This is a genomic window from Rhizorhabdus sp. GW822-FHT03C02, from assembly GCF_058801765.1.
In genome coordinates this window covers 1-24,289 of record NZ_JBXANN010000002.1, presented here as the reverse complement: position 1 = coordinate 24,289, position 24,289 = coordinate 1, and the positions used below count along the sequence as shown (strand labels likewise).

At 67.8% G+C, this 24,289-nt stretch carries 23 protein-coding genes; 9 read left to right on the top strand and 14 right to left on the bottom strand.

The genetic code is table 11. The features are described 5' to 3' along the window. Positions 1–73: 73 nt before the first annotated feature. On the bottom strand, positions 74–1,171 hold the full coding sequence (locus AC1RM6_RS07245) for an NADH:flavin oxidoreductase/NADH oxidase (RefSeq protein ID WP_493099635.1): 1,098 nt from the start codon (positions 1,169–1,171) through the stop codon (positions 74–76). After that, positions 1,168–2,220: an aldo/keto reductase gene (locus AC1RM6_RS07240; protein WP_493099633.1), complete on the bottom strand. Its 1,053-nt coding sequence runs from the start codon at positions 2,218–2,220 to the stop codon at positions 1,168–1,170. Before AC1RM6_RS07240 ends, AC1RM6_RS07245 begins: the two co-directional genes overlap by 4 nt. 149 nt (positions 2,221–2,369) lie before the next feature. Here AC1RM6_RS07240 and ypfJ point away from each other — a divergent pair, with 149 nt between their 5' ends. Genes ypfJ through AC1RM6_RS07225 form a run of 3 tightly spaced genes read left to right on the top strand, consistent with a single transcriptional unit; the run spans position 2,370 to position 4,902 of the window. Beyond that, positions 2,370–3,263, top strand: a complete 894-nt coding sequence (ypfJ, locus tag AC1RM6_RS07235; RefSeq protein WP_493099631.1) for a KPN_02809 family neutral zinc metallopeptidase — start codon at positions 2,370–2,372, stop codon at positions 3,261–3,263. Continuing rightward, the gene (locus AC1RM6_RS07230) at positions 3,260–4,024 is read left to right on the top strand and encodes a histidine phosphatase family protein (RefSeq protein ID WP_493099629.1); all 765 of its coding nucleotides are present in this window, start codon (positions 3,260–3,262) and stop codon (positions 4,022–4,024) included. The genes ypfJ and AC1RM6_RS07230 overlap by 4 nt, the downstream gene beginning before the upstream one ends. Continuing rightward, positions 4,021–4,902 carry an NAD(P)H-hydrate dehydratase gene (locus AC1RM6_RS07225; RefSeq protein WP_493099628.1) on the top strand — a complete coding sequence of 294 codons (882 nt, stop codon included), beginning with the start codon at positions 4,021–4,023 and terminating at the stop codon, positions 4,900–4,902. The genes AC1RM6_RS07230 and AC1RM6_RS07225 overlap by 4 nt, the downstream gene beginning before the upstream one ends. Before the next feature lie 33 nt (positions 4,903–4,935). Here AC1RM6_RS07225 and AC1RM6_RS07220 read toward each other — a convergent pair whose 3' ends face one another. After that, complete coding sequence (locus AC1RM6_RS07220; protein ID WP_493099626.1) at positions 4,936–5,310, bottom strand: DUF427 domain-containing protein; 375 nt, start codon at positions 5,308–5,310, stop codon at positions 4,936–4,938. Between the two features lie 61 nt (positions 5,311–5,371). After that, positions 5,372–6,391, bottom strand: coding sequence for an acetamidase/formamidase family protein (locus AC1RM6_RS07215; protein ID WP_493099624.1), 1,020 nt, complete (start codon positions 6,389–6,391; stop codon positions 5,372–5,374). 319 nt (positions 6,392–6,710) lie between these two features. On the opposite strand from AC1RM6_RS07215, the gene AC1RM6_RS07210 reads away from it, so the two are divergent. Then, positions 6,711–7,364 (top strand): Crp/Fnr family transcriptional regulator, encoded by a 654-nt coding sequence (locus AC1RM6_RS07210; RefSeq protein WP_493099622.1) that lies wholly within the window; start codon positions 6,711–6,713, stop codon positions 7,362–7,364. 33 nt (positions 7,365–7,397) lie between these two features. On the opposite strand, the gene AC1RM6_RS07205 is transcribed toward AC1RM6_RS07210, so the two are convergent. The 5 genes from AC1RM6_RS07205 to AC1RM6_RS07185 all read right to left on the bottom strand — a co-directional run bounded on the left by AC1RM6_RS07205 (position 7,398) and on the right by AC1RM6_RS07185 (position 12,989). Then, on the bottom strand, positions 7,398–8,876 hold the full coding sequence (locus tag AC1RM6_RS07205; RefSeq protein ID WP_493099620.1) for a TRAFs-binding domain-containing protein: 1,479 nt from the start codon (positions 8,874–8,876) through the stop codon (positions 7,398–7,400). Between the two features lie 26 nt (positions 8,877–8,902). Further along, positions 8,903–9,364: a nucleotide synthetase gene (locus AC1RM6_RS07200; RefSeq protein WP_493099618.1), complete on the bottom strand. Its 462-nt coding sequence runs from the start codon at positions 9,362–9,364 to the stop codon at positions 8,903–8,905. A gap of 11 nt (positions 9,365–9,375) precedes the next feature. Beyond that, positions 9,376–11,004: a toll/interleukin-1 receptor domain-containing protein gene (locus AC1RM6_RS07195; protein WP_493099616.1), complete on the bottom strand. Its 1,629-nt coding sequence runs from the start codon at positions 11,002–11,004 to the stop codon at positions 9,376–9,378. Between the two features lie 174 nt (positions 11,005–11,178). Then, positions 11,179–12,099: a hypothetical protein gene (locus AC1RM6_RS07190; RefSeq protein ID WP_493099614.1), complete on the bottom strand. Its 921-nt coding sequence runs from the start codon at positions 12,097–12,099 to the stop codon at positions 11,179–11,181. A gap of 137 nt (positions 12,100–12,236) precedes the next feature. Then, positions 12,237–12,989, bottom strand: coding sequence for a LytTR family DNA-binding domain-containing protein (locus AC1RM6_RS07185; protein ID WP_493099612.1), 753 nt, complete (start codon positions 12,987–12,989; stop codon positions 12,237–12,239). Between the two features lie 138 nt (positions 12,990–13,127). Here AC1RM6_RS07185 and AC1RM6_RS07180 point away from each other — a divergent pair, with 138 nt between their 5' ends. Beyond that, positions 13,128–14,102, top strand: a complete 975-nt coding sequence (locus AC1RM6_RS07180) for an alpha/beta hydrolase family protein (RefSeq protein WP_493099610.1) — start codon at positions 13,128–13,130, stop codon at positions 14,100–14,102. A gap of 2 nt (positions 14,103–14,104) precedes the next feature. Here the strand turns inward: AC1RM6_RS07180 and AC1RM6_RS07175 are convergent, their stop codons facing one another. Together AC1RM6_RS07175 and AC1RM6_RS07170 are read right to left on the bottom strand one after the other, a co-directional pair. Beyond that, a complete protein-coding gene (locus AC1RM6_RS07175) occupies positions 14,105–14,524 on the bottom strand; it encodes a VOC family protein (protein ID WP_493099609.1) in 420 nt (139 codons plus the stop codon). Positions 14,525–14,587: 63 nt separating this feature from the next. Further along, a complete protein-coding gene (locus AC1RM6_RS07170) occupies positions 14,588–15,466 on the bottom strand; it encodes a helix-turn-helix domain-containing protein (RefSeq protein WP_493099607.1) in 879 nt (292 codons plus the stop codon). Between the two features lie 115 nt (positions 15,467–15,581). Between AC1RM6_RS07170 and AC1RM6_RS07165 the strand changes: the two genes are divergently transcribed. Next, positions 15,582–16,859, top strand: a complete 1,278-nt coding sequence (locus tag AC1RM6_RS07165) for an aminotransferase class V-fold PLP-dependent enzyme (RefSeq protein ID WP_493099605.1) — start codon at positions 15,582–15,584, stop codon at positions 16,857–16,859. 3 nt (positions 16,860–16,862) lie between these two features. Here AC1RM6_RS07165 and AC1RM6_RS07160 read toward each other — a convergent pair whose 3' ends face one another. The 3 genes from AC1RM6_RS07160 to AC1RM6_RS07150 all read right to left on the bottom strand — a co-directional run bounded on the left by AC1RM6_RS07160 (position 16,863) and on the right by AC1RM6_RS07150 (position 19,960). Next, positions 16,863–17,813 carry an alpha/beta hydrolase gene (locus AC1RM6_RS07160; RefSeq protein WP_493099603.1) on the bottom strand — a complete coding sequence of 317 codons (951 nt, stop codon included), beginning with the start codon at positions 17,811–17,813 and terminating at the stop codon, positions 16,863–16,865. 67 nt (positions 17,814–17,880) lie between these two features. Then, a complete protein-coding gene (locus AC1RM6_RS07155; RefSeq protein ID WP_493099601.1) occupies positions 17,881–19,281 on the bottom strand; it encodes a HAMP domain-containing sensor histidine kinase in 1,401 nt (466 codons plus the stop codon). Then, positions 19,271–19,960: a response regulator transcription factor gene (locus tag AC1RM6_RS07150; protein WP_493100589.1), complete on the bottom strand. Its 690-nt coding sequence runs from the start codon at positions 19,958–19,960 to the stop codon at positions 19,271–19,273. The genes AC1RM6_RS07155 and AC1RM6_RS07150 overlap by 11 nt, the downstream gene beginning before the upstream one ends. Before the next feature lie 435 nt (positions 19,961–20,395). On the opposite strand from AC1RM6_RS07150, the gene AC1RM6_RS07145 reads away from it, so the two are divergent. From AC1RM6_RS07145 to AC1RM6_RS07135, 3 genes are all read left to right on the top strand, one after another. Beyond that, positions 20,396–22,897, top strand: coding sequence for a TonB-dependent receptor (locus tag AC1RM6_RS07145; RefSeq protein WP_493099599.1), 2,502 nt, complete (start codon positions 20,396–20,398; stop codon positions 22,895–22,897). Positions 22,898–22,976: 79 nt separating this feature from the next. Continuing rightward, entirely contained in the window at positions 22,977–23,690 is a 714-nt protein-coding gene (locus AC1RM6_RS07140) for a tetratricopeptide repeat protein (protein ID WP_493099597.1), read from the top strand. 217 nt (positions 23,691–23,907) lie between these two features. Next, positions 23,908–24,120 (top strand): hypothetical protein, encoded by a 213-nt coding sequence (locus AC1RM6_RS07135; RefSeq protein WP_493099596.1) that lies wholly within the window; start codon positions 23,908–23,910, stop codon positions 24,118–24,120. The last annotated feature ends 169 nt before the right edge of the window (positions 24,121–24,289 follow it).

The following is a 24,289-nucleotide window of genomic DNA, read 5'->3' as shown; positions in this document are numbered from 1 at the left end:
GGCATGGTGGCGCACTACGCCCCCTCCCCACGCTACGCGTAGGGAGGATTTACGTTCGGCAGGCCCTAAAACCTCAGCCGAACAATTGCCGAAACCGTGCCGGCTGCGAGCGGAGATATTGCGGGGGGGCCTTGACGCTGGCGCCGAGATGGGCGGCGGCGTGCCAGGGCCAGCGGGGGTCGAACAAGATGGTGCGCGCCAGCGCGATCGCGTCGGCGTCGCCGGTGCCGATGATCGCCTCGGCCTGGTCGAAATCGGTGATCAGCCCGACCGCGATCACGGGCACGCCGACCGCCTGCTTGACCGCGCGGGCGAGCGGCACCTGGTAATTGGGGCCGACCGGAATCTTCTGGTCGGCCGAGAGGCCGCCGCTCGACACATGGACCGCGTCGCAGCCATGCGCTTCGAGCGCCTTGGCGAACTCCACCGTCTCCTCGATCGTCCAGCCGCCCTCGACCCAGTCGGTGCCCGACACCCGCACCGTCACCGAGCGATCGGCGGGGAAGGCCGCGCGCACCGCGTCGAAGACCTCGAGCGGGAAGCGCATGCGGTTTTCGAGGCTGCCGCCATATTGGTCGTCGCGCCGGTTCGACAGCGGCGACAGGAACTGGTGGAGCAGATAGCCATGGGCGCCGTGGAGCTGGACCGCGTCGATGCCGATCCGCGCCGCGCGCTTCGCCGCCTCGACGAAGCCGTCGCGGACCCGGGCGAGCCCGTCGGCGTCGAGCGCGACCGGGGGATTTTCGGTCGGCAGGAACGACACCGCCGACGGCGCCACCGTCTGCCAGCCATTGTCCGCGGAGGGCGCGATCTGCTTGCCGCCGTCCCAGGGTTTGGCGGTCGCCGCCTTGCGGCCGGCATGGGCGAGCTGGACCGCGATCGGCATGTCCGACCAGCGGCGGATGCTGTCGACCACCCCGGCCATCGCCGCCTCGGTGGCGTCGTCGTAGAGGCCGACATCGCCATAGCTGATCCGGCCTTCGGGAACGACCGCGGTGGCCTCGATCGTCAGCACGCCCGCGCCCGACAGCGCGAGATTGCCGAGATGGATATGGTGCCAGTCGGTCATGCAGCCATCGACCGCCGAATATTGGCACATCGGCGCGATGACGATGCGGTTGGCGAGTTCCTGCCGGCCGATCTTCAGCGGTTCGAACAATTTGGCGGTCATGCTTGGGTCCCCCGTGGTGCCAGCGTCATATGGTCGCGATATTCGCCCTGCCGTTCGATCATCCAGCCGGGATATTCTTGCGGAAGCGCGCTGACCGTAGCGAGCGTCGCCAGCTCCTCGGGCGACAGCGCGACCCGGGTGGCGGCGATATTGTCGGCGAGCTGGTCCGGGCGCTTGGCGCCGACGATCACGCTGCCGACCGCCGGCTGGTGGAGCAGCCAGGCGATCGCGACCTGCGCGACCGAAACCCCCTTGGCATCGGCGATCGTCCGCATCGCATCGATCGCGGCATAGCCGCGGTCGCGGTCGACCGGCGGAAAATCGAAGCTGGCGCGGCGGCCGTCGCCGGCACCTTCATCGTCGCGGCTATATTTGCCCGACAGCAGCCCGCCGGCGAGCGGGCTCCACACCATCAGGCCGACGCCTTCGGACTGCAGCAGCGGCACCAGTTCGCGTTCGAGATCGCGCCCGGCGATGCTGTAATAGGCCTGGAGCGAGGCGAAGCGGTGGAGGCCCAGCCGTTCGGAGATGCCCAGCGCCTTCATGATCTGCCACGCCGCCCAGTTGGAGACCCCGACATAGCGGACATGGCCGTGCTGGACGAGAGTATCGAGCGCGCGCAGCGTCTCCTCGATCGGGGTCGCCGGATCGAAGCCGTGGATCTGGTAGAGATCGATATGGTCGAGCTGGAGCCGATCGAGGCTGGCCTTCGCGGCGTCGATGATATGGTAGCGCGAGGCGCCGCGGCTGTTCGGCCCGGGCCCCATCGGCCCCATCACCTTGGTGGCGATCACCACCTCGTCGCGCCTGATCCCGAGATTGCGCAGCGCCTGGCCGGTGATCCGTTCGGACCGACCCTCCGCATAGACGTCGGCGGTGTCGATGAAGTTGATGCCGGCGTCGATCGCGGTGCGGACCAGCGTGTCGGCCTCGTCCTGCTGGAGGGTGCCGATCTTCTCCCACATCCCGCCATCGCCGCCGAAGGTCATGGTGCCGAGACAGAGTTCGGAAACGAAGAGGCCGGTCTGGCCGAGCCGGTTGTAGCGCATGGGCACTCCGCGAAAATGGGAGGAAAAGGTCGCGGGCGGCAGATAGGAAGCGGGCTGCGGGTTCGCCAGCCCCCGACGATCGTTTCCTTGCCGGAACCGGATGATCGGGCAAGCATTGTCCTGCAACGGACAAGAGAGGGGCGTCACCGATGCGGCTGGACGACGAAAGCGAGAGCAGCAATTACGAGGTCCGGTCGGGCAGCGGCGGTGGCGGCTTCGGCCTGCCCGGGCTCGCCTTCGGCCGCGGCGGCCTCGGCTGCGGCGGGATCATCGTCGTCGGCATCCTCGCGCTGATCATGGGGATCAACCCGCTGCAGCTGCTCGGGCTGATGCAGGACGGGCAGGTCCAGACCAGCGGGCCGTCGAGCACGGTGCCGGGCGGTTCGGAGGATCCCAAGGCGTTGTCCGACGTCCAGCACCGCTCGCTCAAGGTGCTCGGGTCGACCGAGCGGGTGTGGGGCGAACTGTTCCGCAAGAACGGCCAGAGCTATCAGCCGACCACGTTGGTCTTCTATCCCGGCGGCACCCGATCGGGCTGCGGGCAGGCGAGTTCGTCGGCGGGGCCCTTCTATTGCCCGGCCGACAACCGCGTCTATCTCGACACCAGCTTCTTCGACGAGCTCGCCCGCCGTTTCGGCGCGCCCGGCGATTTCGCGCAGGGCTATGTGATCGCGCATGAGGTCGGCCATCATGTCCAGCAACTGCTCGGCATCCTCGACAAGGCGCATGCCGAGCAGCAGCGCGTGTCCGAGGCGCAGGCCAATGCGATCCAGGTCAAGGTCGAGCTGCAGGCCGACTGTTTCGCCGGGGTCTGGGCCGCGAACGACAAGAATCTGCTCGAGCCCGGCGATGTCGAGGAGGGCATGGGCGCGGCGGCGGCGGTCGGCGACGATACGCTGCAGAAGGCGAGCCAGGGCTCGGTGAGCCCCGAGAGTTTCACCCATGGCAGCGCCGCCGACCGGCAGAAATGGCTGCGGATCGGGCTGGAGACCGGCGACCCGGCGCGCTGCGATACCTTTGCCGCGGCTGGGCGGGGCCGGTGAGACAGCGCTGGCCGGCCAAGCTGTGGATCGTCCGCCATGGCCAGAGCGCGGGCAATGTCGCGCGCGACCTGGCGCATGACGCCGCGCTCGACCGGATCGCGCTGACCGGCCGCGATGTCGACGTGCCGCTGAGCCCGCTCGGCGAGCAGCAGGCGGCGGCACTCGGCCACTGGTTCGCGCAGGGGCGCGAGGACGACCGGCCCGACGTCATCCTGTCGTCGCCTTATGCCCGGGCGATGGACACCGCGCGCCGCTTCCGCGCCGCGGGCGGCGCCGACCCGGATGAGGCGATCTGCTGCGACGAGCGGCTGCGCGAGAAGGAATTCGGCATCCTCGACGGGCTCACCACCGGCGGGGTGCGCAACATCTTCCCCGAACAGGCCGAGTTCCGGTCGGTGCTCGGCAAATTCTACCATCGGCCGCCCGGCGGCGAGAGCTGGTGCGACGTGATCCTGCGGCTGCGGTCGCTGATCGATACGGTGTCGCTCCACCATGCCGAGCGCCGGGTGATGATCGTCGCGCACCAGGTGGTGGTGCTGTGCCTGCGCTACATCATCGAGAATCTCGACGAGGCGCGGATCCTGGCGATCGATGCCGAGGCCGATGTCGCCAATTGTTCGATCACCGAATATCGTTTCGATCCGCACGCGGGCAAGGACGGCAAGCTCGTCCTCGAACGCTACAATGTCACCGCGCCGATCGAGCAGGACAATACCCCGGTGACGTCCGCGCCCGATCCGGCGGTGGCGGCGCGCGGATGAGCAGCATCGCGATCGACAGCCCGTGGCGGCTGGCGCATCCGATCGCGACCCACCAGGAGGATATCGACAAGAATGCGCGCGGCCGGGTGCTGCTGGTCGGCGGCGGGATGTTCGTCCCCGGCGCGTTGCGGCTGACCGGCGAGGCGGCGCTGCGCGCGGGCGCGGGCAAGCTGCAGATGGCGACGGTCGAGGCGGCGGCGACCGCGCTCGGGGTGCTGGTGCCCGAAGCGGCGATGATCGCGCTGCCCGCCGACGCCGATGGCGAGATCGCCGCGGCGGCGGCCGCGCGGCTGGCGAAACCGATCGCGCGCTGCGACACGCTGATCCTTGGGCCCGGCATGCGCGAGGGTGAACATACCGACGAACTGGTGCGCGCGGCGCTGGGCGAGGCGCGCGACGACCTGTCGATCCTGCTCGACGCCGCGGCGATCTCGTGCGCGGGCACGCTCGACGACGTGATTTCGGGGCATGGCGGGCGGGTGGTGCTGACCCCGCATCATGGCGAGATGGCGGCGCTGACCGGCTGCGATCGCGGCGAGATCGCCCGCGACCCCGAGGGTGCCGCGCGCGCCGCCGCCCAGCGCTTCAACGCGATCGTCGTGCTGAAGGCCGGCGAGACCTATGTCGCGGCGCCAGACGGCAGCGTGCTGCTCTACACCAGCGATTGTGTCGGGCTCGCCACCGGCGGATCGGGCGACGTCCTCGCCGGGATCATCGGCGGGCTGATGGCGCGCGGCACTCCGCCGCTGGTCGCCGCCGGCTGGGGGGTGTGGCTGCACGGCGAGGCGGGCCAGGCGGCGGCGGCGAAGATCGGGCCGATCGGGTTCCTGGCGCGCGATCTGCTGGTCGAGGTGCCGGGGCTGATGGTGGTGGAATGAGGCCTTCCCCGCTCCCTTGGGAGGATATCGGGTTCAGCCCACCTCGATCGCGTCGACCCGGTCGGGATAGAAAGCGAGATGATCGCGGATCGCGGCGACCGCGTCGTGCGGCTGCTCGTAGCTCCAGATCGCGTTGACCGACCGCGCGCCGCCCGCCGGGATGCTGAAATAGGACGCGTCGCCCTTGTACGGGCAATGGGTGCTGTGGTCGGTCCGCTCGAGCGCGGCCATGTCGACATCGACGCGCGGGATATAATGGACCGCGGGGTAGCGCGCTTCCTCAAGGGTCAGCGCGCTGCGGGTATCGGCGATGATCTTGTCGCCAAGCCGGACGACGATGCGCCGGGAATCGGGCGTGATGGTGATCGGATGATCGGGGCCCGGAATCAGGACGGGTCGGGTCGCCATGGCATGTTCCTCCGCTTGCGGTCCGGAGATGGGAACGCTTCCCCCGATATGCCAGCTTCGGTCAGGGTTTCGCCGTGAAGATCGCCTTGGGCAGCATGACATGGACGCCTTTGTTGCGGTCGACCAGTTCGGTGATCTCGACATCGCCCGACACGCTGATCAGCATATAGGCGTCGTCGCGGCTCATCTTCTTCTCGGCGACGAGGAAGTCGATCATGTTGCGCAACGCCTTGCGGGTGGCGTTGCTGAGATCGTCGTCGAACCCCATCGCGATATAATGGGTCGGGGTCTCCGCACGAGGGTAGGGACTCGCGACGCCCTTGTGGAGGATGAAGGTCAGGTCGCCCTGCAGCGAGGTTTCGAGCGCGGTGATGTCGACCTCGCCATTGCCCTGCCCCGCATGGCCGTCGCCGACCTGGAACAGCGCGCCGGGGACATGGACCGGCAGATAGAGGGTGGTGCCGGCGACCAGCGCCTTGTCGTCCATATTGCCGCCGATGATCGTCGGCGGCGCGCTGTCGTAGCGGCCGAAGGCGGGTGGCGGCGCCACCCCCATGCTGCCGAAGAAGGGCGCGAGCGGGATATCGATGCCGGGGGCGAACTTCGCGATCATGTGCTTCCGGTCGAGCGGGATGATCTTCATCCGCGCATAAGGGAAATCGTCGGTCAGGAAACCCGCGCCATAGCGGAAGGCATTATAGGCATAGGGAATATCGAGATCGATCCTGCCGATCCGGATCTCGAGCGTGTCGCCGGGTTCGGCGCCCTCGATCGCGATCGGCCCGGTCAGGATATGGCCGCCCGGCCCCTTGTCGGTGACGTTGGCGAAGATCGCGCGCAGGCTCGGCTGGACATCGGCGGGGGCGACCCCGGCCTTTTCGAGCGCCGGCGGGCTGCTGGTGATCAGGGTGTGGACGGTGACACTGTCGCCCGACCGAATCGTCAGCACCGGCTTGCTGGCCGCATCATAATGGCCCCAGGCAACCGTCGCTGGGGTCGCGTCGAGCGTATAATGCGCGGCGCCCGCGGGCGCGGCGAGCCCCGCGATCGCGATCGCGGCGATGATCAGGCTTCTGGACATGGCGGGCCTCCCGCCGCCATCAGAGCCGGGTAACGCCGGGGCGTCAACAGGCCGCACCGGCAGCGACCGGCGGCCGGCCACAAAAAATGGCCCGATCCTTTCGGATCGGGCCAGTGGAGACCGCCAGTGCCCCCTGAACGGTCTCGGGTCGCAGGGGGACTATGCTGTCCTGCAGCAGAGGAATCCGTGACGGGCGTCACACTTTGCGATCGGCGCAAAACATTGTCGGGCTTCCCTAATCGGTCGATACAGGCGATGAGGACATCGGCTTGCCACAACCGCTCGCGGATGGCGCCACTGGGGACTTGAGGACCGGGGCTTGCAGAGGGACGAACGCCTGACCGCGATTTCAGCCGTCTTCTCGTGCGGCGAGGAGCAGGCCGATCTGCTCGACCGGTCGATGCGCGTCGTCGACCTGCCCCACCGCACCGTGCTCGGCCACCAGGGCGACCCGTGCGACCATTGCTGGCTGATCCTCGACGGCGCGGTGCATGTCCAGCTGATCGGCTGGGACGGGCAGCGGGTGCAGCTCGCTTATCATGGCCCGGGCGAAATCTTCGGCGCCTATCCCGAACCGTCGACCCACCGCGCCGACATCGTCGTCGAGGGTGAGGCCCAGGCGCTGCGGATCGCGACGACGACGCTGGCGGCGCTCGCCGACGCCAACGCCCCGATCGCCGCCGGGCTCGCACGACTGCTCGCACGGCAGCTCGACATGGCGCTCGACCGGATGGCCGCGCGCACGACGCTGTCGGCGGCGGGGCGGGTCTATGCCGAGCTGATGCGGATGGCCGACAAGGAGCATCGCATCCGGCCCCAGCCCAAGGTCACCGCGCTGGGGCTGAGCGCCAATGTCTCGCGCGAGACCGCCTCGCGCGCGATCGCGGTGCTCGAACGCCGCGGCATCGTCCGCCGCGACAGCGACGCCTGGACGATCGTCGCGCCGCGCATGCTGGCGGATATGATCAGCTGAGTTGTCGAACCCGCCGATGCCGGCCGTCGGGTATCAGCCCGCGATGATGCTCAGCGCGACATTGCCGCGTGCGGTCGCGATCTCGCCGAAATTCTCGCAGCCGAGATCGGGGGCGGTCAGGACGAGCGCGAGCGCGGCCGCGCGCGACGCGAAGATCTTGCCCGGCAGCGCCGATATCGCGATCGTGCGGGCGCCGTCGAACGGACTCATCGCCGGATCCTCGGGATCGAACAGGCCATAATCGAGCCCGACCGGGATCTTCGCGCCGTCGGGCCCGGCGATCAGAGCCACCGCGGCGCGCGCGGCGACCGCCGGCTCGGCGAAGCGGATCGCGACGATATTGTCGCGGACCTCGCCCAGGCTGCCGCCCGCCGCCAGCAGCCCGTCGAGCGGATGGCCGACCGGCAGCGCCAGCGCGACCTCGCGCGCGAGCGCGGGCAGCGGCAGCGAGGGATATTCGCTGCGCGCGGCGGGAATGCGGTGGACGGGGAGGCCCTGCGCCTCCCATGCCGCGTCGAGCGGGCGGACCGATGGCCGCGACCAGTTGGGGTCGCCGATCCGCAGCGCGATCGCGCTGCCTTCGAGGATGCGCGCCTGGCGGATCGCCAGCCCCATCGCGAGCTGATCGGCCATCACGATTCCGGCCTCGGACACGACCTCGCTTTCGCCGACGGTCTCGACCGAGATCGCCGCCTCGAGCAGCCGGTTGAAGCGCGCGACCCATGACTCGCCGAAGCGGGCGACCGAATCGCGCCGGAAGGCGCCGACCGACGAGGGCAGCACGATATGGAGTTCGGCGCCCCGATCGACGAGGATCTCGGCGGCGATGATGTCGGTGCCGGCGGCGAGCGCGCCGTAGGCGAAACCGGGCCGGATCGCGTCGAACTCGGCGGCGATCGCGTCGCGCACGCCGTCGCCGTCGGTCAGGTGGATGATCCCGCTGAAATGGATGCACGCGGGCGGGCGATGCGCGTCGAGCCAGTCGGCGGGCTGGCCCAGCGCGTCGAGGATCAGCCGAAAATGGCGCAGGGTCGAGGCATGATCCTCCCACGCCGCCGGCGCCTCACCGACCGCATCGCCGAGCGCGGCCTGCGCATCGGCGATGCGGTCGAGCAGCAGATAGGCCTCGGCCCGTGTCGCCCCGAGCCAATAGGGCGTTTCGGGTTCGTGCGCGCCGCTGTCGAGCATGGCGACGATCCGCGCCGCCAGCTCGCGCGACCGCGCGCGATCACCGCCGAGCAGCTCGATCGTCGCCGCGTTGATCAGCGGATAGGTCGCCGGCGAGACCGATGCCGCCTCGAGATAGGCATCGCGTGCCGCACCGAACAATTGCGCCTGGTCGGCCGGCGGCGCCTTGAGCGCCCGATCCTTGATCAGGCGCCCCTTCAGGCTGAGCACATCGGCATCCCGGGTTTCGGACAGCAGGCCGCTGCCTTCGAACAGGCGCCAGGCCCGTTCGGTATCGCCGGAGCGTGCCAGCCGCCGTACCGACCTCAGCGTCGCAACGTTCATCGATCTGCCCGTCCTTGTCCTGCCCGTTACGAATTGGTGGGAGGAGGGTTCCGGATGTCGGGATCGATGGTCAGCGGGATCCAGTGCGGCTCGCCCTTCACGTCGGTCTGCCGAAGGTCGACATTGACGTTGAAAGGATGGCAGGTGTCGGCCTTGCCGCCGCGATTGAACCGCGCCGCGAAGCGGACCTTGCGGTAGCGCTTGGCCACCTTGTCATAATCCTCGTAGATCATGCCGCCGTAGAAATGCTGCCAGTCGCCCTTCATCGTGATCGCGTCATATTGCTTCGAAAAGAAGATCTGGTCGCCGACCAGCGTCACCTCGACCATCGAATCCTGCTTGATCGCGATATAGTCCTGATCCTCGCAGCCTTCCTGGCGCATCGTCAGCTTGATCTGACCGCCATCGACCCCGAGGCTCACCACATAGCGGATCGTATCGCATGGTTCGGCGTGGGGCGCCTTGAACCCCAGCGCCACATGATTCATCGGACAGCCCATCATTTTTCCCCCTTTGACGTTTCCGGAAAGCTTTTCTCGATGCGTTTGCGCCATTTCTGCCAATCCTCATTCTCGGGATCAGCGGCGGTCAGCTGATCGATGACGGTGCGGGCCTCGCCGGCGGCCGCCGACGCCAGCCCCTTCTCGCCGAGATCGCGCAGCACCGTCGCGATCGAATAGCGCGCCAGCATCCAGTCCTGGCGATAGACGACATTCTTCGGATCGGCGGCGACCAGCGCGTCGAGCATGGCATTTTGCCGCCGCCGCTCGGCCAGCGCATCGCGGGTACGGTCGGCGGAGACATAAGCGTCGGCCATCCAGGCGTGGCGATTGGCGACGTCGCGGCGCACGTCGAGATCGCCCGGGGTCGCCCGCTCGACCGCCTCCATCGCGACCATCGCCTCGCCGCACGCCTTGAGGCTGGCGGCCGGATTCGACTTGCGCGCCAGTTCGAGCGAGCAGATCCCGCCCTCGGCATAACTCAGTTCGCGCAGGTAGCGCGGGTCGCCGGGGGCGATCTTCACCAGCCGCTGGGCAAGCCGCAGATAGGCCTCGAACCGCGGCAGCGCATTGTCGTAGCGCGCGGCGAGGAAGTCGGTGTAGCCGAGATAGAATTCGGACTGGGCATGCGCGAAGATCCGCGCCGGATCGTCGGGATCGTCGGCGAGCAGCGCCTGGGTGACGCGCTGCGCCTCGCGGAACTTGCTGAGCGCGGGGCCGAAATCGCCGCGCCGCTGATCGTCCTCACCCATCGCATGGAGCACCCGTGCGCGCCGCTCGAGCGAATTGCTCGGCAGCCGCGACAGATCGCCCTGTTCGCCATAATAGCCCAGCGCGCGTTCGTTGACCGAGGTCAGGATGTCGAGCCGGCCGACGCTCTGCAGCCTGAGCCGCAGATCGGTCAGCATGAATTCGATCAGCCCTTCGGCCTGGGCGCGCTGATGCTCGGCCTCGTTGCGCGCGTTGAGCGCGAACACCAGCAGCATCCCCATCAGCAGCGTCGAGGCGAGTGCCGCGACCGACACCGCGATCACCCGGCGGATCTGCCGCTGCGCATCGCGCTGGACCAGCTCGTCGAGGGCGATGCCGGTGATGCCGGCGACGATCTTGAGCCGCGCCAGCCGGGTCCCGTCGCCCTGGCGGCGGAAGTCGGCGGCGATCGGTTCGCGCAGCACCCCGTCGGCCCCCATGCCGGCAAGCGTCGCCGGGAAGGAGTCGCGCGGCTCGCCGTCGATCAGCGCGGCCAGCACCACCCCGTCGGGGTTGAGCGCGCGATAGAGCCTGATCTCTTCCTCGACCCAGCGCGACGCCTTGGCGGCGGGCGAGCACAGCACGATCAGGCAGGCCGATTCGGACAGCGCCGATGCCACTTCCTGATCGAGATTGTCCGATGCCGGCAGCTCGTTGCGATCGCGGAAGATCGGCAGCAGCCGCTTCGGCACCACCCCGCGCGCGGTGGTCTTGCCGACCGCGTGGCGCGGAATCTTGTAGGTTTCGAGCCAGCGATGGAGCCTCAGCGCGGCCCGCTCGTCGGCATGGCTGTAGCTGATGAACGCACGGTAGCGGGGCTCGGTGGCCGGGGTGCCGATCCCCGCCGAGGCCGATTTCCTGATACCGTCATAACCCATCTTGCCTGCCCCCTCATGGGCGACCGGCGGCAAGGTCTCACGAAACCACCCCGTCCCGCTGCCGGAACGCCCTGTCTGACGGAGGGTGCAAGGGTCATGCAAGCCAAAAAGCGCGGGGGACGGCGCACGCATCGCGGCGGTCATGGGTCACCTGCCGCGGACATCGAGGCCGTATCAGGCGCCAAGGAAGCTTCCATCGTCGATGATGTTGTCGAGGATCCGCCCGGCATGGACCAGATCCTGCAGCCGATATTCGAAGAAGCTGGCGGCGTGACGGGTGAAGGCGCGGGCATCGTCGGCGCGCCAGGCGATCATCGCCAGGCACCATTCGAACGAGGCCAGCACATGACCGTGCAGATATTGGCGCTTGCGCAGGTCGGGCATCGAGGCCTGCCCGGCGCAGATGTCGAGCTCGGCGAGCGCGAAGTTGACCAGCACCTCGTCGATCGCCCAGGCACGCTGGCCGGCGGTCATCCGCACCGGCTCGCCGACGCCGCGCCCGGCCGCGAACGGCCAGCGCGACGGGTCGCCGCCGATGTAGCGCAGCAGGTCGATCGTCTCGGCGACGACCTCGGCGGCCGGCGCGCAGAAGCTGCGCACCCGCAATATGTTGCGGGCGAGATGGACACGGCGAAACTCCATGTCATGGTCGAAACGGGTCTCGAGCAGCACGCATGCCTCGATCGCGACCTCAAGGTCGCGGATCGCGGCATCGAAGCGCCCGCGCCGATAGGCGAGATAGGCCTCGACCGCGAGCTGCGATGCACGGATCGCGACCATCGCATGGTCGGACAGCTCGGCATCGGCGGAGATGGCGACCGCCTGCTCGAGCCGCTCCTCGGCGCGTTCGAGATGCCCCGAGCGCGCGAACGACAGCGCCTGTTCGCGCTTCTCCTCGCCCGCCAGGATCACCGACACCTCCTCGAGCGGCAGCAGCCCCGCGAGCTTGAGCAGATGCGCCGCGCTGAACAGCTTGTTCGCGTCGAGCCGCAGCCGCGTCGTCTTCTCGCGGTTGAAGGCCTGGCGCGCCGAAGCGAGCCTGGAGCTGGCGGTCAGCCGCGCTGTGTGGGGTTCGGCAAAGGCAATCACTGGCATTGGTCATCTCCCGACGCGGCAGGCACCGGGGAACCTCCCCCGCCCCGAGTCCCATCCGACCGGTCGACGATAGGCGCGAGTCGGGCATGGCGCGCGTGACGGGGATCACGCACCCGATCGGGCAGCCGGCTTTTTCGCTATTGCGGGGCGATCCATCCCGCGGCGCGCAACGGCGCCACCGAGGCCCGTGCGACGGGCGCGCTGACGCCGTTGCTCAGCCGCAGGCGCAGGTTGCGGCCCTCGCTTTCGACCGCGGCCACGGCCTTGCGCGCGACCCACCATGAACGGTGAACCTGCCGGCCATCGGCATCGCCGAGTTCGGCGATCGCCTGGCCCAGCGTCGCCAGCACCAGCCGCGAGCCCGCGTCATGATGCACCCGCACATAATGATCCTCCATCTGCAGGCACAGGACATGCTGCGGACGGATGCCCAGCAAGCCGCCGGTCACCGGAGGCTCGGATGCGACCGCCTCATCCGCGAGCGTGTCGCGACGGCCGCGGTGAAGCGCGAGAAAGGTCAGCCCGATCACGAACGGCTCGGCGGTGATCAGCCCCTGCCAATACCAACTCGCCGGCGACAGCCAGCCGAGGAACGGCCAGATCGCGCGGGCGAGCGCGGCGACCAGCAGCGAGAAGGGCCAGGTCAGGATCGCGACCAGCGTCACCACCGCGACCCACAGCACGGCACCGCGAAACCGGCGCCCGATCAGCAGCCTGATACCGACGCCGTAGATCAGCGTTCCCAGCCAGAAACAGGCGATCTGAAAGGCGGCACGTTGCCAGGGCGGCCCGTTGAAATAGCTGCCGAACGGTCCGATCAGGCCGAGAAACAGTCCGCCGGCGGTCGCGATCGAAAGATCGACGGCCCAATAGCGCAGCGATTTCGGCAAGACCCCATTCCGCATGGCGCCGTTCTATAACGGCGGTTCGCCCGATCGCGAACCCGTTCGCCCATTCGCGAAAGCGCGCTGGGAAATCGAGCATCTTCCGCCGAGCAGGAGGGTCTCAGCCACCAACAGGATCGATCGATGCGCCGCTTCATCGCCACGCTACTCCTCGCCTTTGCCACCCTCGCCGCCGCGCCCGTGCTCGCCGCATCGGTCGGCTTCCAGCATCTGACCATCCCCGACCCGCAGGGGCCGCCGATCGAGATCGGCATCTGGTATCCCACCGATGCCACGCCGAGCGCGCAACGGATCGAGCTGGGCGGCCAGACGGTCGCCCCCGATGCGGCACCGAAGGGCGAGCGGCTGCCACTGATCCTGATGTCGCACGGCCATGGCGGTTCGTATGCCGGCCATGCCGATACCGCGATCGCGCTGGCCGAGGCGGGCTATGTCGCCGCCGCGCTTACCCATAGCGGCGACAATTGGCGCGACACCGGCGCAGCCACCGCGGTCTGGGAGCGTCCGCGCCAGCTGAAGCTGCTCGCCGACTATATGCTCGGCGGCTGGCGCGATCATGGCCGGATCGATCCGGCGCGGATCGGCGCCTTCGGCTTTTCGGCGGGCGGCTTCACCGTGCTGTCCGCGGCGGGCGCCGAGCCCGACCTGACCGCGATGGTCGCGCATTGCCAGGCGCATCCGGCGTTCGAGGATTGCCAGATCGTGCGCGGCCATCTGCCGGCGCTGCCGCGGCCGATCGTCTGGACCCATGATGCGCGGATCAAGGCGGTGGTGTCGGCGGCACCGGCGCTGGGCTTCGCCTTCGGCAAGGCGGGGCTCGCCGCGGTGACGGTGCCGGTCCAGCTGTGGCGCGCCGCCGACGACCAGGTGCTGCCCGATCCTTATTATGCGAGCGCAGTGCGGCAGGACCTGCCGACCCCGCCCGATTATCATGTCGTCGCCGGCGCCGGCCATTACGATTTTCTCAGCCCCTGCTCGGCCGCGCTCGCCGCGCAGGTGCCGATGATCTGCCGCAGCACCGCCGGTTTCGACCGCACCGCCTTCCACGCCGATTTCAACCGGCAGCTGGTCGCGTTCTTCGGCCGGACGCTGAAATAATCTCAGGCCCAGGGATCGTAGGTTCCGAAGTCCCAGTCATTCCCTTCCGGGTCGCGGACATTGTAGCTGCGGCCCGGATAGCCTTCATTGTCGTGCGGTTCGGTGACGATGTCGGCACCGGCGGCCTTGGCCCTTGCGAAATGCGCGTCGGGATCGTCGATCACGCAGCAGACGCAACCGGTGACCCCGCCGGCTTCGGCCGGGGTCTTCCAGCGATAGAGATCGGTCGCGGGACCGGGTCGCGCCGAACTGAGCATCACCAGCGAGTCGCCCAGCTGAAGCTGGGCATGGTGGATCAGGCTCGGATCGGCATCGTCGGCATAGACCGCGTGGCGGGTGAAGCCGAAAGCGGTGCACAGAAACTCGATCGCCGCGGGGGCATCGGCGTAGCGCAGGCAGGGGATCAGCGATTGCTTGGGCATGGTCGTCTCCTTCGACTCACGGCGTAGCGGATCCCAGGCATCGCGGATTGGATCAAACGCACCTCAATGTTCGACCAACCCGCCGCCACCGGGCAGCGAACGCGCACGATAGTCGCCCGGCGTCATCCCGGCGAATTCGCGAAACTCGCGGATCATGTGCGACTGGTCGCAATAGCCGGTCGCAATGGCGAGGTCGGCCCAGTCGGGGGCCTGCTCGCCCGCCATCCCGCCGACCAGCCTTTCGAAGCGGATCAGCCGGCGCCAGCTGCGCGGCCCGACCCCGGTCGCGTCGCGCACCCGATCGGCGAGATGCTTGCGGCTCCAGCCGATGTCGCGCGCGACCTCGGCGATGTCGAGATCGGGCCGGCTGTACAGCAGCGCGAGCGCATGGCGCTGCGCCGCGGGCAGCACCGGGCGCGTGGCGAAGCGCCGGATCAGCGCCGCGTCGAGAAGCGCGATCCGCCGGTCCATGTCGTTGGCTTCGACCAGCGCCGCACAGAAGCGGGTGGCATCGCCGCCGAGCAGCGCATCGAGCGGGACGACCCGGTCGAGCAGCCGGTCGAGCGGCACCCCCACCAGCCGCCGCAGGCTGGCGAGCGGCAGGAAGACATGGATTCCGGCCTGCGCGCCCATCGATCGCGACAGCGCCGGCCGCAGATGCGCCCCGGCGACGAACGCCTCGCCGGCGTTGAGGACGATCTCGCGCGCGTCGCCGCCGACGATTGCCAGCGGCGCGCCGAGATTGACGATCAGCACCGCCTGCGCGTGCGGCAACTCACGCCGGGTCGTGAAACTGCCGGTGCGCTCGTCATAATCGCCATAGCCACCGATCAGCCCGGCCAGCTCGGGCGGCGGCGCGATGTCGGCCATCCGCCAGGCATCGACGCCGTCGTCATGGACGCGCAGGTTGCGCAGGCGCGGATGGGTATGGGTATGGGCCATGGCCGCAGCCTAATCGGAAATCGGATCGCGCTCCATGCGCTTCGAAAGAGATTGCCGCCGGCCGCCGCGACCCGTCATGATGATGCAACGCACCATCCTCCATAGGCGACCGATCATGGATATGTCCCGACGCACGCTTCTTGCCGCCGCCGGTGCCGTCGCGGCGAGCGCCCCCATAGCCGCCCGCGCGCCGGCGACCGATCTGCCACCCGAAAAACTGGCGCGCGACGAGGCGCATTGGGCCCAGGTCGCGGCGTTGTTCGACCCACCGCCGGCCGGCGTGATCCCGCTCGAGGCCGGCCATTTCGGATCGATGCCGCGCTCGGTGCGGCTGGCGTTCGAGGCGCGCACCGACCGCATCAACCGCGAGACCACGCTCTACACCCGCGGCGACTATGCCGCCGACGCCGGTGAGGTCCGTACCCGGGCCGCAGCCTTGCTCGGAGTCGACCGAGACGAGATCGCCTTCACCCGCGGCGGCAGCGAATCGATGGCGGTGCTGATCGGCGGCTACAACCGGCTGAAGCCCGGCGACGCGGTGCTCTATGCCGATCTCGATTATGACGCGATGCAGACCGGCATGGCGTCGCTCGGCCGGCTGCGCGGGGTCGAGGTCGTCCGGATCGACCTGCCCGAACCCGCGACCCGCCAGGGAATCATCGACGCCTATGCGCAGGCGCTGGAAAGGAATCCGAAGATCCGGCTGATGCTGCTCACCCAGCTCAGCCATCGCACCGGGCTGGTGCCGCCTGCAAAGGAGATCATCGCGCTGGCCAAGGCGAAGAATGTCGACGTGCTGCTCGACGTCGGCCATGCGCTCGGCCAGGTCGACTTCTCGCTGCGCGATCTCGATGTCGATTTCGCCGGGCTCAATCTCCACAAATGGATCGCCTGCCCGCTCGGCGTCGGACTGGTCTATATCCGCAAGGGGCGCATCCCCGACATCGATCCGTCGCTGCTCGAAGGGCCGAGCGACCGGATCGATGCGCGCATCCACACCGGCACCGTCAACTTCGCGGCGATGCTGACGGTGCCCGACGCGATCGACGTCCACCAGTCGATCGGGCTCGCCGCCAAGGCGCATCGGCTGCGCTATCTGCGCGACCGCTGGGCCGAGGCGCTGCGCGACGATAACCGGTTCGACATATTGACCCCCGCCGATCCGGCGATGAGCGCGGGCATCACCTCGCTGCGGATCCGGGGCCGAACCAGCGGGGAGGCCAATGTCGCGCTGCGCAAGGCGCTGTTCGACCGCCACCGCATCTTCACGATCGAGCGGTTCGGGGTCGCCAAGGGGGCCTGCGTGCGGGTGTCCCCGTCGTTCGTCAACGATGCCGGCCAGATGGACCGGCTGGTCGTCGCCCTCAAGGATCTCGCGGGGCAGCCGGCCTGAGGTTCAGCCGGCGAGGCTTTCGGCGATCATCGCTCGCGCGAGATCGAGCATCGCGGCGAGGTCGGCCACCGCCGAGGGGATGACCCGGCGATAGGTGGCGAAGCCGTGGATCGTCCCGCCGATCTCGCGATAGCTGGTCGGCACCCCCGCGGCGATCGTCGCCGCGGCATAAGCGCGACCCTGGTCGCGCAGCGGATCGAGCGCCGCGGTGACGACCAACGTCGGCGGCAGGCCGGCCTGGCCGGCCAAGAGCGGCGTCCCCCGCCAATCGCGAAAATCTGCGCCATAATGTTCGTCGTAAAGCTTCATATCGGCGGCATCGAGACCATAGCCGGTCGAGAAGGCCCGGCCCGACGGATAATCGCCGCCGATATCGGCGCCCGGATAGATCGGAAATTGCAGGATCACCGGCAGCGCCGCGGGGCGGTCACGCAGCGCGAGGGTGGTGACGATGGTCAGCGTTCCGCCGGCGCTGTCGCCGCAGATCACCAGGCCGGTGAAGCGACGGTCGAAGGCACCGCCATTGTCGGCGATCCAGCGCGCCGCCGCCTCGGCATCGTCGGGCGCCGCCGGCCAGCGATGCTCGGGCGCCAGCCGATATTCGACCGAGATCACCGGCAGGTCGAGCGACCGGGCGATCTCGGCCGCGAGCGCGGCATGGGTCGCGATGCTGCCGACGACGAAACCGCCGCCGTGAAAGAAGACGACCACCGGACCCGGGCCGCGGTCCGCGCGCGGATCGAACAGGCGCAGGCCGATCTCGCCGCCGGGCCCCGGCATCGTCAGGCTGCGATCGACCGCGAGATCGCCGACCGGCAGATCGAGCGACGCCATCATCTCGGCTGGCATCTTGCGGATCTCGGCAAGAAATTCGGCGGTGAAGGCCGGACGCGGATTGGCCGCCATCATGTCGAGAAACGCACGGACGTCGGGACGGACATGGGGTTCGATCATGCAGGCCTCTCGCTTTTCTTGCTGTCGCCGCCTGTAGAGCGCGGGCGCGGATCGGGGGCAAGCCCCATCAGCCGGCGGCCGGCGGCTCGATCAGCGGGAAACGCAGCACGAGGGTCAAGCCGCGGCCGATCGGATCGACCTCGGCGGTGCCGCGATGCGCCAGCGCGATCGCACGCACCATAGCCAGGCCGAGCCCATGACCGGGCCGGCCGCGCGACGGCTCGAGCCGGGTGAGCCGTTCGAAGATCGCCTTTTCCGTGCCGGGGGCGACGCCGATACCGTCATCGGCGACGCGCAGTTCGGCCATCCCGTTCGCGACGGCCAGGTCGATGATCACGCCAGCCCCCGGCCCGGCATGGGCGAGCACATTTTCGAGGATGTTGGCGAGCGCACGCTTGAGCAATTGCTCGTCGCCGTTCACCGTCACCGGCATCAGCGTCGGCGAGAGGTAGCGATCCTCCTCGTCGAAGGTCGGTCGATAGGCCTCGACGATCTCATCGACCACTTCGTGGAGCGCGACCGGCCTGAAGCGCCGGCGCGCGACGAATCCCTCGACCTCGGACACGCCGAGCAGCCCGGTGAACAGATCGAGCAGCGCATCGGTATCCGCGATCATCCGACGGATCGCCTCGATCGATGCCGGCCGGTCCTCGGTGCCGAGCAGGCCGTCCATCTGGTGTCGGATCCGGGTGATCGGGGTGCGCATGTCATGGGCGATGTCGCTCGAAACCTGCTGCAGGTTGCGCATCAGCGTTTCGATCCGCGCGAGCATGTCGTTGAGGATATGCGACAGCCGGTCGAATTCGCTGCCCGAACCGTCGAGCGGCACCCGGCGCGCATAATTGCCTTCCATGATCGCCTGCGCGGTGTCGCTGATCGCCTGCAGGCGGCCATGGACCAGCCGGCCGAAGGCGAAGGTGCCGACGATGCCGGTCAGCAGAATCGTGCCCAGGCCGATCAGGATCAGCACGATGATCCGATGGTCGGTGCGATTGAGCGACAGCCGGTCGCCGGCCACGACGATATGGCCGCCATCGGGTAGCGACCGGGTCAGCGCCTGCGCGAAGCCGCGGGTGCCGTCGGGGCGCCGGATCGGCAGGAACTCGTCCCAGCCGTCGGGCGGGATACGGGCGATCAGCGACCCCGCCAGCCGATGCCCTTGGGCATCGGATACGGCATAGCCCATGATCCGATAGGCGCCGTCGACGTCGGCCAGATAGCCGCTATGGCCGACGGTGACCCCGTCGCGCGCCTGGACGACACGGGCGAGTTCCTCGGTACTGTGGGTCGCGCGGAAGGCGAGCAGCGCCTCCATCTCGAGTTCGATCCGCTGATCGATCTGCGCCTCGATCTCCTCGTGCGAGGTGTAGACGGTCGCGGCACCGATCAGCAGCATCGCCAGCCCCGATATGGTGGCGACGACGATCGACAGTCCGCGGACGGTGCGGGGCCAGGGGCTAAGCTTCATCGGTGACGAGAATATAGCCCGACCCCCGGACCGTATGGATGGCGTTGCCGGCATGGCCGGCGTTCAGCTTGGTGCGCAGCCGGCTGATATGGGTTTCGACGATGTTGGTCTTCGGGTCGAAGCCGAAATTCCACACCCGATCGAGCAGCATCGTGCGGGTGACGACGCGGTTGGCGTTGCGCACCAGATATTCGAGCAGGCTGAATTCGCGCGGCTGGAGGTCGACGGGCTTGCCGGCGCGGCGGACTGTCCGGCGCACGAGATCCATCTCGATGTCGCCCGCGCGCAGGATCATCGTCGCCTGCTCCCCGTCCCCGGGCGGGGGACGCCGGGCGAGTGCGACCAGCCGCGCGGCGAGTTCGGCGAAGGCGAACGGCTTGACCAGATAGTCGTCGGCACCGCCCTCGAGCCCGGCGACCCGATCCTCGATGCCGGCCATCGCCGACAGGATGATCGCCGGAGTCTGACAACCGGCCTCGCGCGCCAGGCGCAGGACCGTCAGCCCGTCGAGTTCGGGCACCAGCCGGTCGAGGATGAGCACGTCGAAGCTCTCGGCGAGGATCAGGCGCAACGCCGCCTTGCCGCTGCTTTCCGACGCGACGCTGTGCCCCAGTTCCGACAAACCGCGAATCAGATAGGCCCGCGCGTCGCGGTCGTCCTCAAGCAGCAATATCCGCATCATGCCCACGTCGTTCGCACTCTGGGCAGGATGGCAGGAATATCTGTCTTCAAACATTGGCATTTATATACCATTTCCCAATGTTTCGGCTTTCGATGGACCGGCCGGCCCGCATCAATAAATAGCCCCTCGTTGCGATTCATTCTTAGTAGCAATCGCATTAGCTGCAAGCGGGTTTCGCCCGCACGCACAGGGGATCTGAAGCATGGCACGGCGGGGCATCACCGAGCTTCATCACCACGCACGCCGAACGCTTGCGGCTGGGCGTGCGCCCAACGACGCCGCCCAAGGCGGCACTGGTGAAAGTTTCCCGACATTTCGCGCCCGCGCCGAGCTTCGAACCTGACCGGGCGCACCGCGCCACCGACATCCTCAACGACGAAGAGACGCCCGATGCAGGCGCCTCCACCGGACCAACAGCACCAAAGGGGTAATATGACCGTCTCCAGACACGACACATCGACCGCGATCGGATCGCCGGGCTTCCTCGCCATGGCGTGCGTCGGTTTCATCGCCTCGGCGCCCGCCGCCGCGCAGACCGCGGCGACGCCGCCTGCCCCCGTCAACCAGAAGAGCCTCGGCGGCGTCACGGTCACCGACACCGCGATCGACGACCAGGGCTACAAGGCCGAGCGGGTCGAGAGCCCGAAGGCGGTCGCGCCGCTGCTCGATACGCCGCGCTCGGTGGTCGTGATCGACAAGCAGGTGATCAAGGACACCGGTTCGGCGACGCTGGTCGATGCGCTGCGCACCGTGCCCGGCATCACCTTCGGCGCGGCCGAAGGCGGTAACCCGATCGGCGACCGCCCCTTCATCCGCGGCTTCGACAGCCAGGGATCGACCTATATCGACGGCGTCCGCGACATCGGCGCGCAGAGCCGCGAAGTGTTCGCGGTCGAGCAGATCCAGGTCGTCCGCGGTTCGGATTCGACGCTCGGCGGACGCGGCAGCGCCGGCGGCTCGCTCAACATCGTCTCGAAGCTTCCGCAGAAGGACAATTTCGTCGCGGGCAGCGCCAGCTACGGCACCGACAATTACAAGCGCATCACCGGCGACGTGAACTACCGCCTGTCGGACATGGTCGGTTTCCGGCTCAACGCGATGTGGCACGATCAGGACGTCGCCGGGCGCGACGCGATCTTCCAGAAGCGCTGGGGTGTGGCGCCGTCGGTGCGGATCGGCATGGAAGGCCCGACCAAGCTCACCCTGTCCTATTATCATCTCGACACCGACGAACTGCCCGACAGCGGCATTCCCTATTTCTACACGATCGGTAACGCACCCGGCACCGGCACGATCTATTCGGAGCCGCTGGTCGGCACCGGCACCACGATCAGCGGTGCGACCGGCAAGGTCGATCGCAGCACCTTCTACGGCCTCAAGAATCGCGATTTCCGCGACAGCAAGACCGACCAGGCGACGATGCAGTTCGAACATGATTTCGGCGATGGCATCAAATTCCGCAACACCGCGCGCTATGGCCACGCCACTCAAGCCTATATCTACACCCAGCCAGACGACCAGCAGGGCAATGTCTACGGCACCAACGCCGCCGCAACCGCAACGGCGGGCGGACTGGTATGGCGCCGGGCCAATACCCGTTTCAGCACCACCGACAACCTGTCCGACCAGGCCGATTTCTACGGCACCATCGACACGGGATCGATCAAGCACAGCTTCTCGGTCGGTGGCGAATATAGTTATGAGAAGGCCGACCGCGGCGCCTATGTCCTGGCGAGCGGCTCGACGATCACCCCGGCACGCTGCACCACGCTGGCACTCGCGCGCGGCTATTGCACCAGCCTGTTCAATCCGAATCCCGACGACAATTTCGTCAACTACACCAACGACACGGTGACGGGCACACCGACCCCGATCACCAAGGGGCTGCCGCCGACCCACACGATCAACACGGCCTACACCAAGGCGATCTACGGGTTCGATTCGATCACGCTCACCGAGCAGCTGATCCTCAACCTCGGCGCGCGTTACGACCGCTTCACATCGAAGACGGTGCTGCCGCTGGCGAATGGCGCGCGTCCGGTGGTCAGCCGGCACGATAGCACCTTCAACTATCAGGCGGGCCTGATCTTCAAGCCGACCGCCAACACCAGTCTCTACACCTCCTATGCGACGTCTTCGACGCCGCCGAACGCGTTGCTCGGCGAAGGTTCGGAAGGCAATGCGCTGAGCACGGTCGCGACGATCCAGGACTCGCTCAAGGTCGAGAAGACCAAATCGATCGAGGTCGGCGGCAAGGCCGAAATCCTCGACGGGGGTCTTTCGGTGAACGCGGCAGTGTTCCAGACCGAGACCAAGAATGCCCGCACGACGGTCGATGCGAATACGGTCGCCTATATCGGTGAGCGGCGTGTGCGCGGCGTCGAGTTCGGCTTCGCCGGCAACATCACCGACAAATGGAACGTGACCGGCGGCTACAGCTATCTCGACGCCAAGATCGTCGATGGCGGCACCACCGCGCTGACCGCGGCTGCGATCACCCAAGGCACGATCGTCATCCAGGCGGCCAAGACCGTGCTGGTTCCTTCGGTCAACACCGGCCGCCAGTTCCCGCAGACCGCGAAGCACAGCTTCACCTTCTGGTCGAACTATCAGGTGACCTCGGCACTCTCGGTCGGCGGCGGCGCCTTCTATACCAGCCGGGTGTTCGGTGGATATTCGGACAACCGCACCGCGACCCAAACCAACGCCGGAGTCGTCACGGTGAACCCGGCGACCAAGATCCTGGTCCGTACGATCCCCAGCTACTGGCGTTTCGATGCGCGCGCCGGCTGGAAGATCAACGATCAGCTCGACCTCGGCGTCAACGTCCAGAACCTCACCAACAAGACCTATTTCAACCAGGCTTATACCGCGCACTATGCGTCGATCGCGCCGGGCCGCTCGGCCTTCGCGACGCTCAACTTCAAATATTGATCTGACGACGCGCTTCGGCGCCTTATATGGCCCGCTCCTCGACCAGAGGAGCGGGCCTTTCTTTTTCGGACATGACCAGATGACCCTGACGATCGATGCGATATTGGCGATGGATGCCGCCGAGATGGCCCGCCGGCTCGGTGGCCCGCCCGAGGAGCGTGCCGAATTCGTCCGGGTCGCCGCCGAGGGCGGGGTCGCCGACGCACAGGCGGTCTATGGCCAGATGCTGCTCGACGGCACCGGCGTCGCCAGGGATCAGCAGGCCGCGGTCGGCTGGTTCTTCAAGGCGGCGCAGCAGGGCCATGCGATGGCGATCAACATGATCGGCCGCTGCTACGATCTCGGCTGGGGCGTCGCGATCGACAAGGCCCGCGCGGCCGAGTGGTTCAAGGCGGCCGCCGACCGCGGGCTCGAATGGGGCCTCTATAATTATGCGACCTCGCTGACGCTGGGCGAAGGCGTGGCGCAGGACCGGCCGGCGGCGCTGGCGCTGTTCCGGCGGGCCGCCGAGATGGGCAATGCCAAGGCGATCAACTTCGTCGGCAGTTTCTACGAGGATGGCTGGGAGGTCGAACGCGACCTCGAGGCCGCCGCGGCCTGCTATGCCAAGGCGGCGGAGGGCGGCGATTTCCGCGGCCAGTTCAACCATGCGCGGATGCTCGCCGATGCGGGCCGGATCGACGAAGCCAAAGCCTGGCTGGCGCGCGTCCCCGAAACCGCGACCGACGCCTTCATGACGAAGCTGCGCGTCTATCTGCGCGACCACCCCGAACTGGCGGCCGGGCTCGATTGAGGCAACCGCGCGCCGGATGACGCGATGTTAATGTCGGCCAACCGTCACGGTCATGATAATATCTTAATCCGATCAATATCTTATAGCCGATCGACATCAGCTATCCGTCCGGATTCTGTCCAAGCCTTAACGTGCCTTTCGAGCGCCCTCGGAGCATTGTCCTTTCAGCGCAGGACGCTACCGCAAGCCCCGTCCCGCCCCAGCAAAGGACCGGATCATGTTGAAGACCGCACTGCATTTCACCGCCATGACCGCCACGATCGCCGGCCTGGGCCTCGCCTTCGTGATGGGCGCCGCCGATGCCGCGACGCCGACCGGCACGCCGCCGGTCTGTTCGAAGACGGTGACCGACAGTTGCATCGAACGCTCGCAAGCCCCGCGGACCTCGCATCCCGCGCAGCATGCCCATCATCGTTCGACCAAAGCCTGACGCCTCAGCGCCCGACCATTTCACGCCGCCCGCAAAAAGGCCGTCCGAGCGATCGGGCGGCCTTTTTGCATGGATCAGCAGGGGATGGATATTAGAGCATGTCCTGATCAGATTGATCAGGACATGCTCTAAATTGTCTTTGTTTTCCGTATTTTCCGAGCCGTCAGGT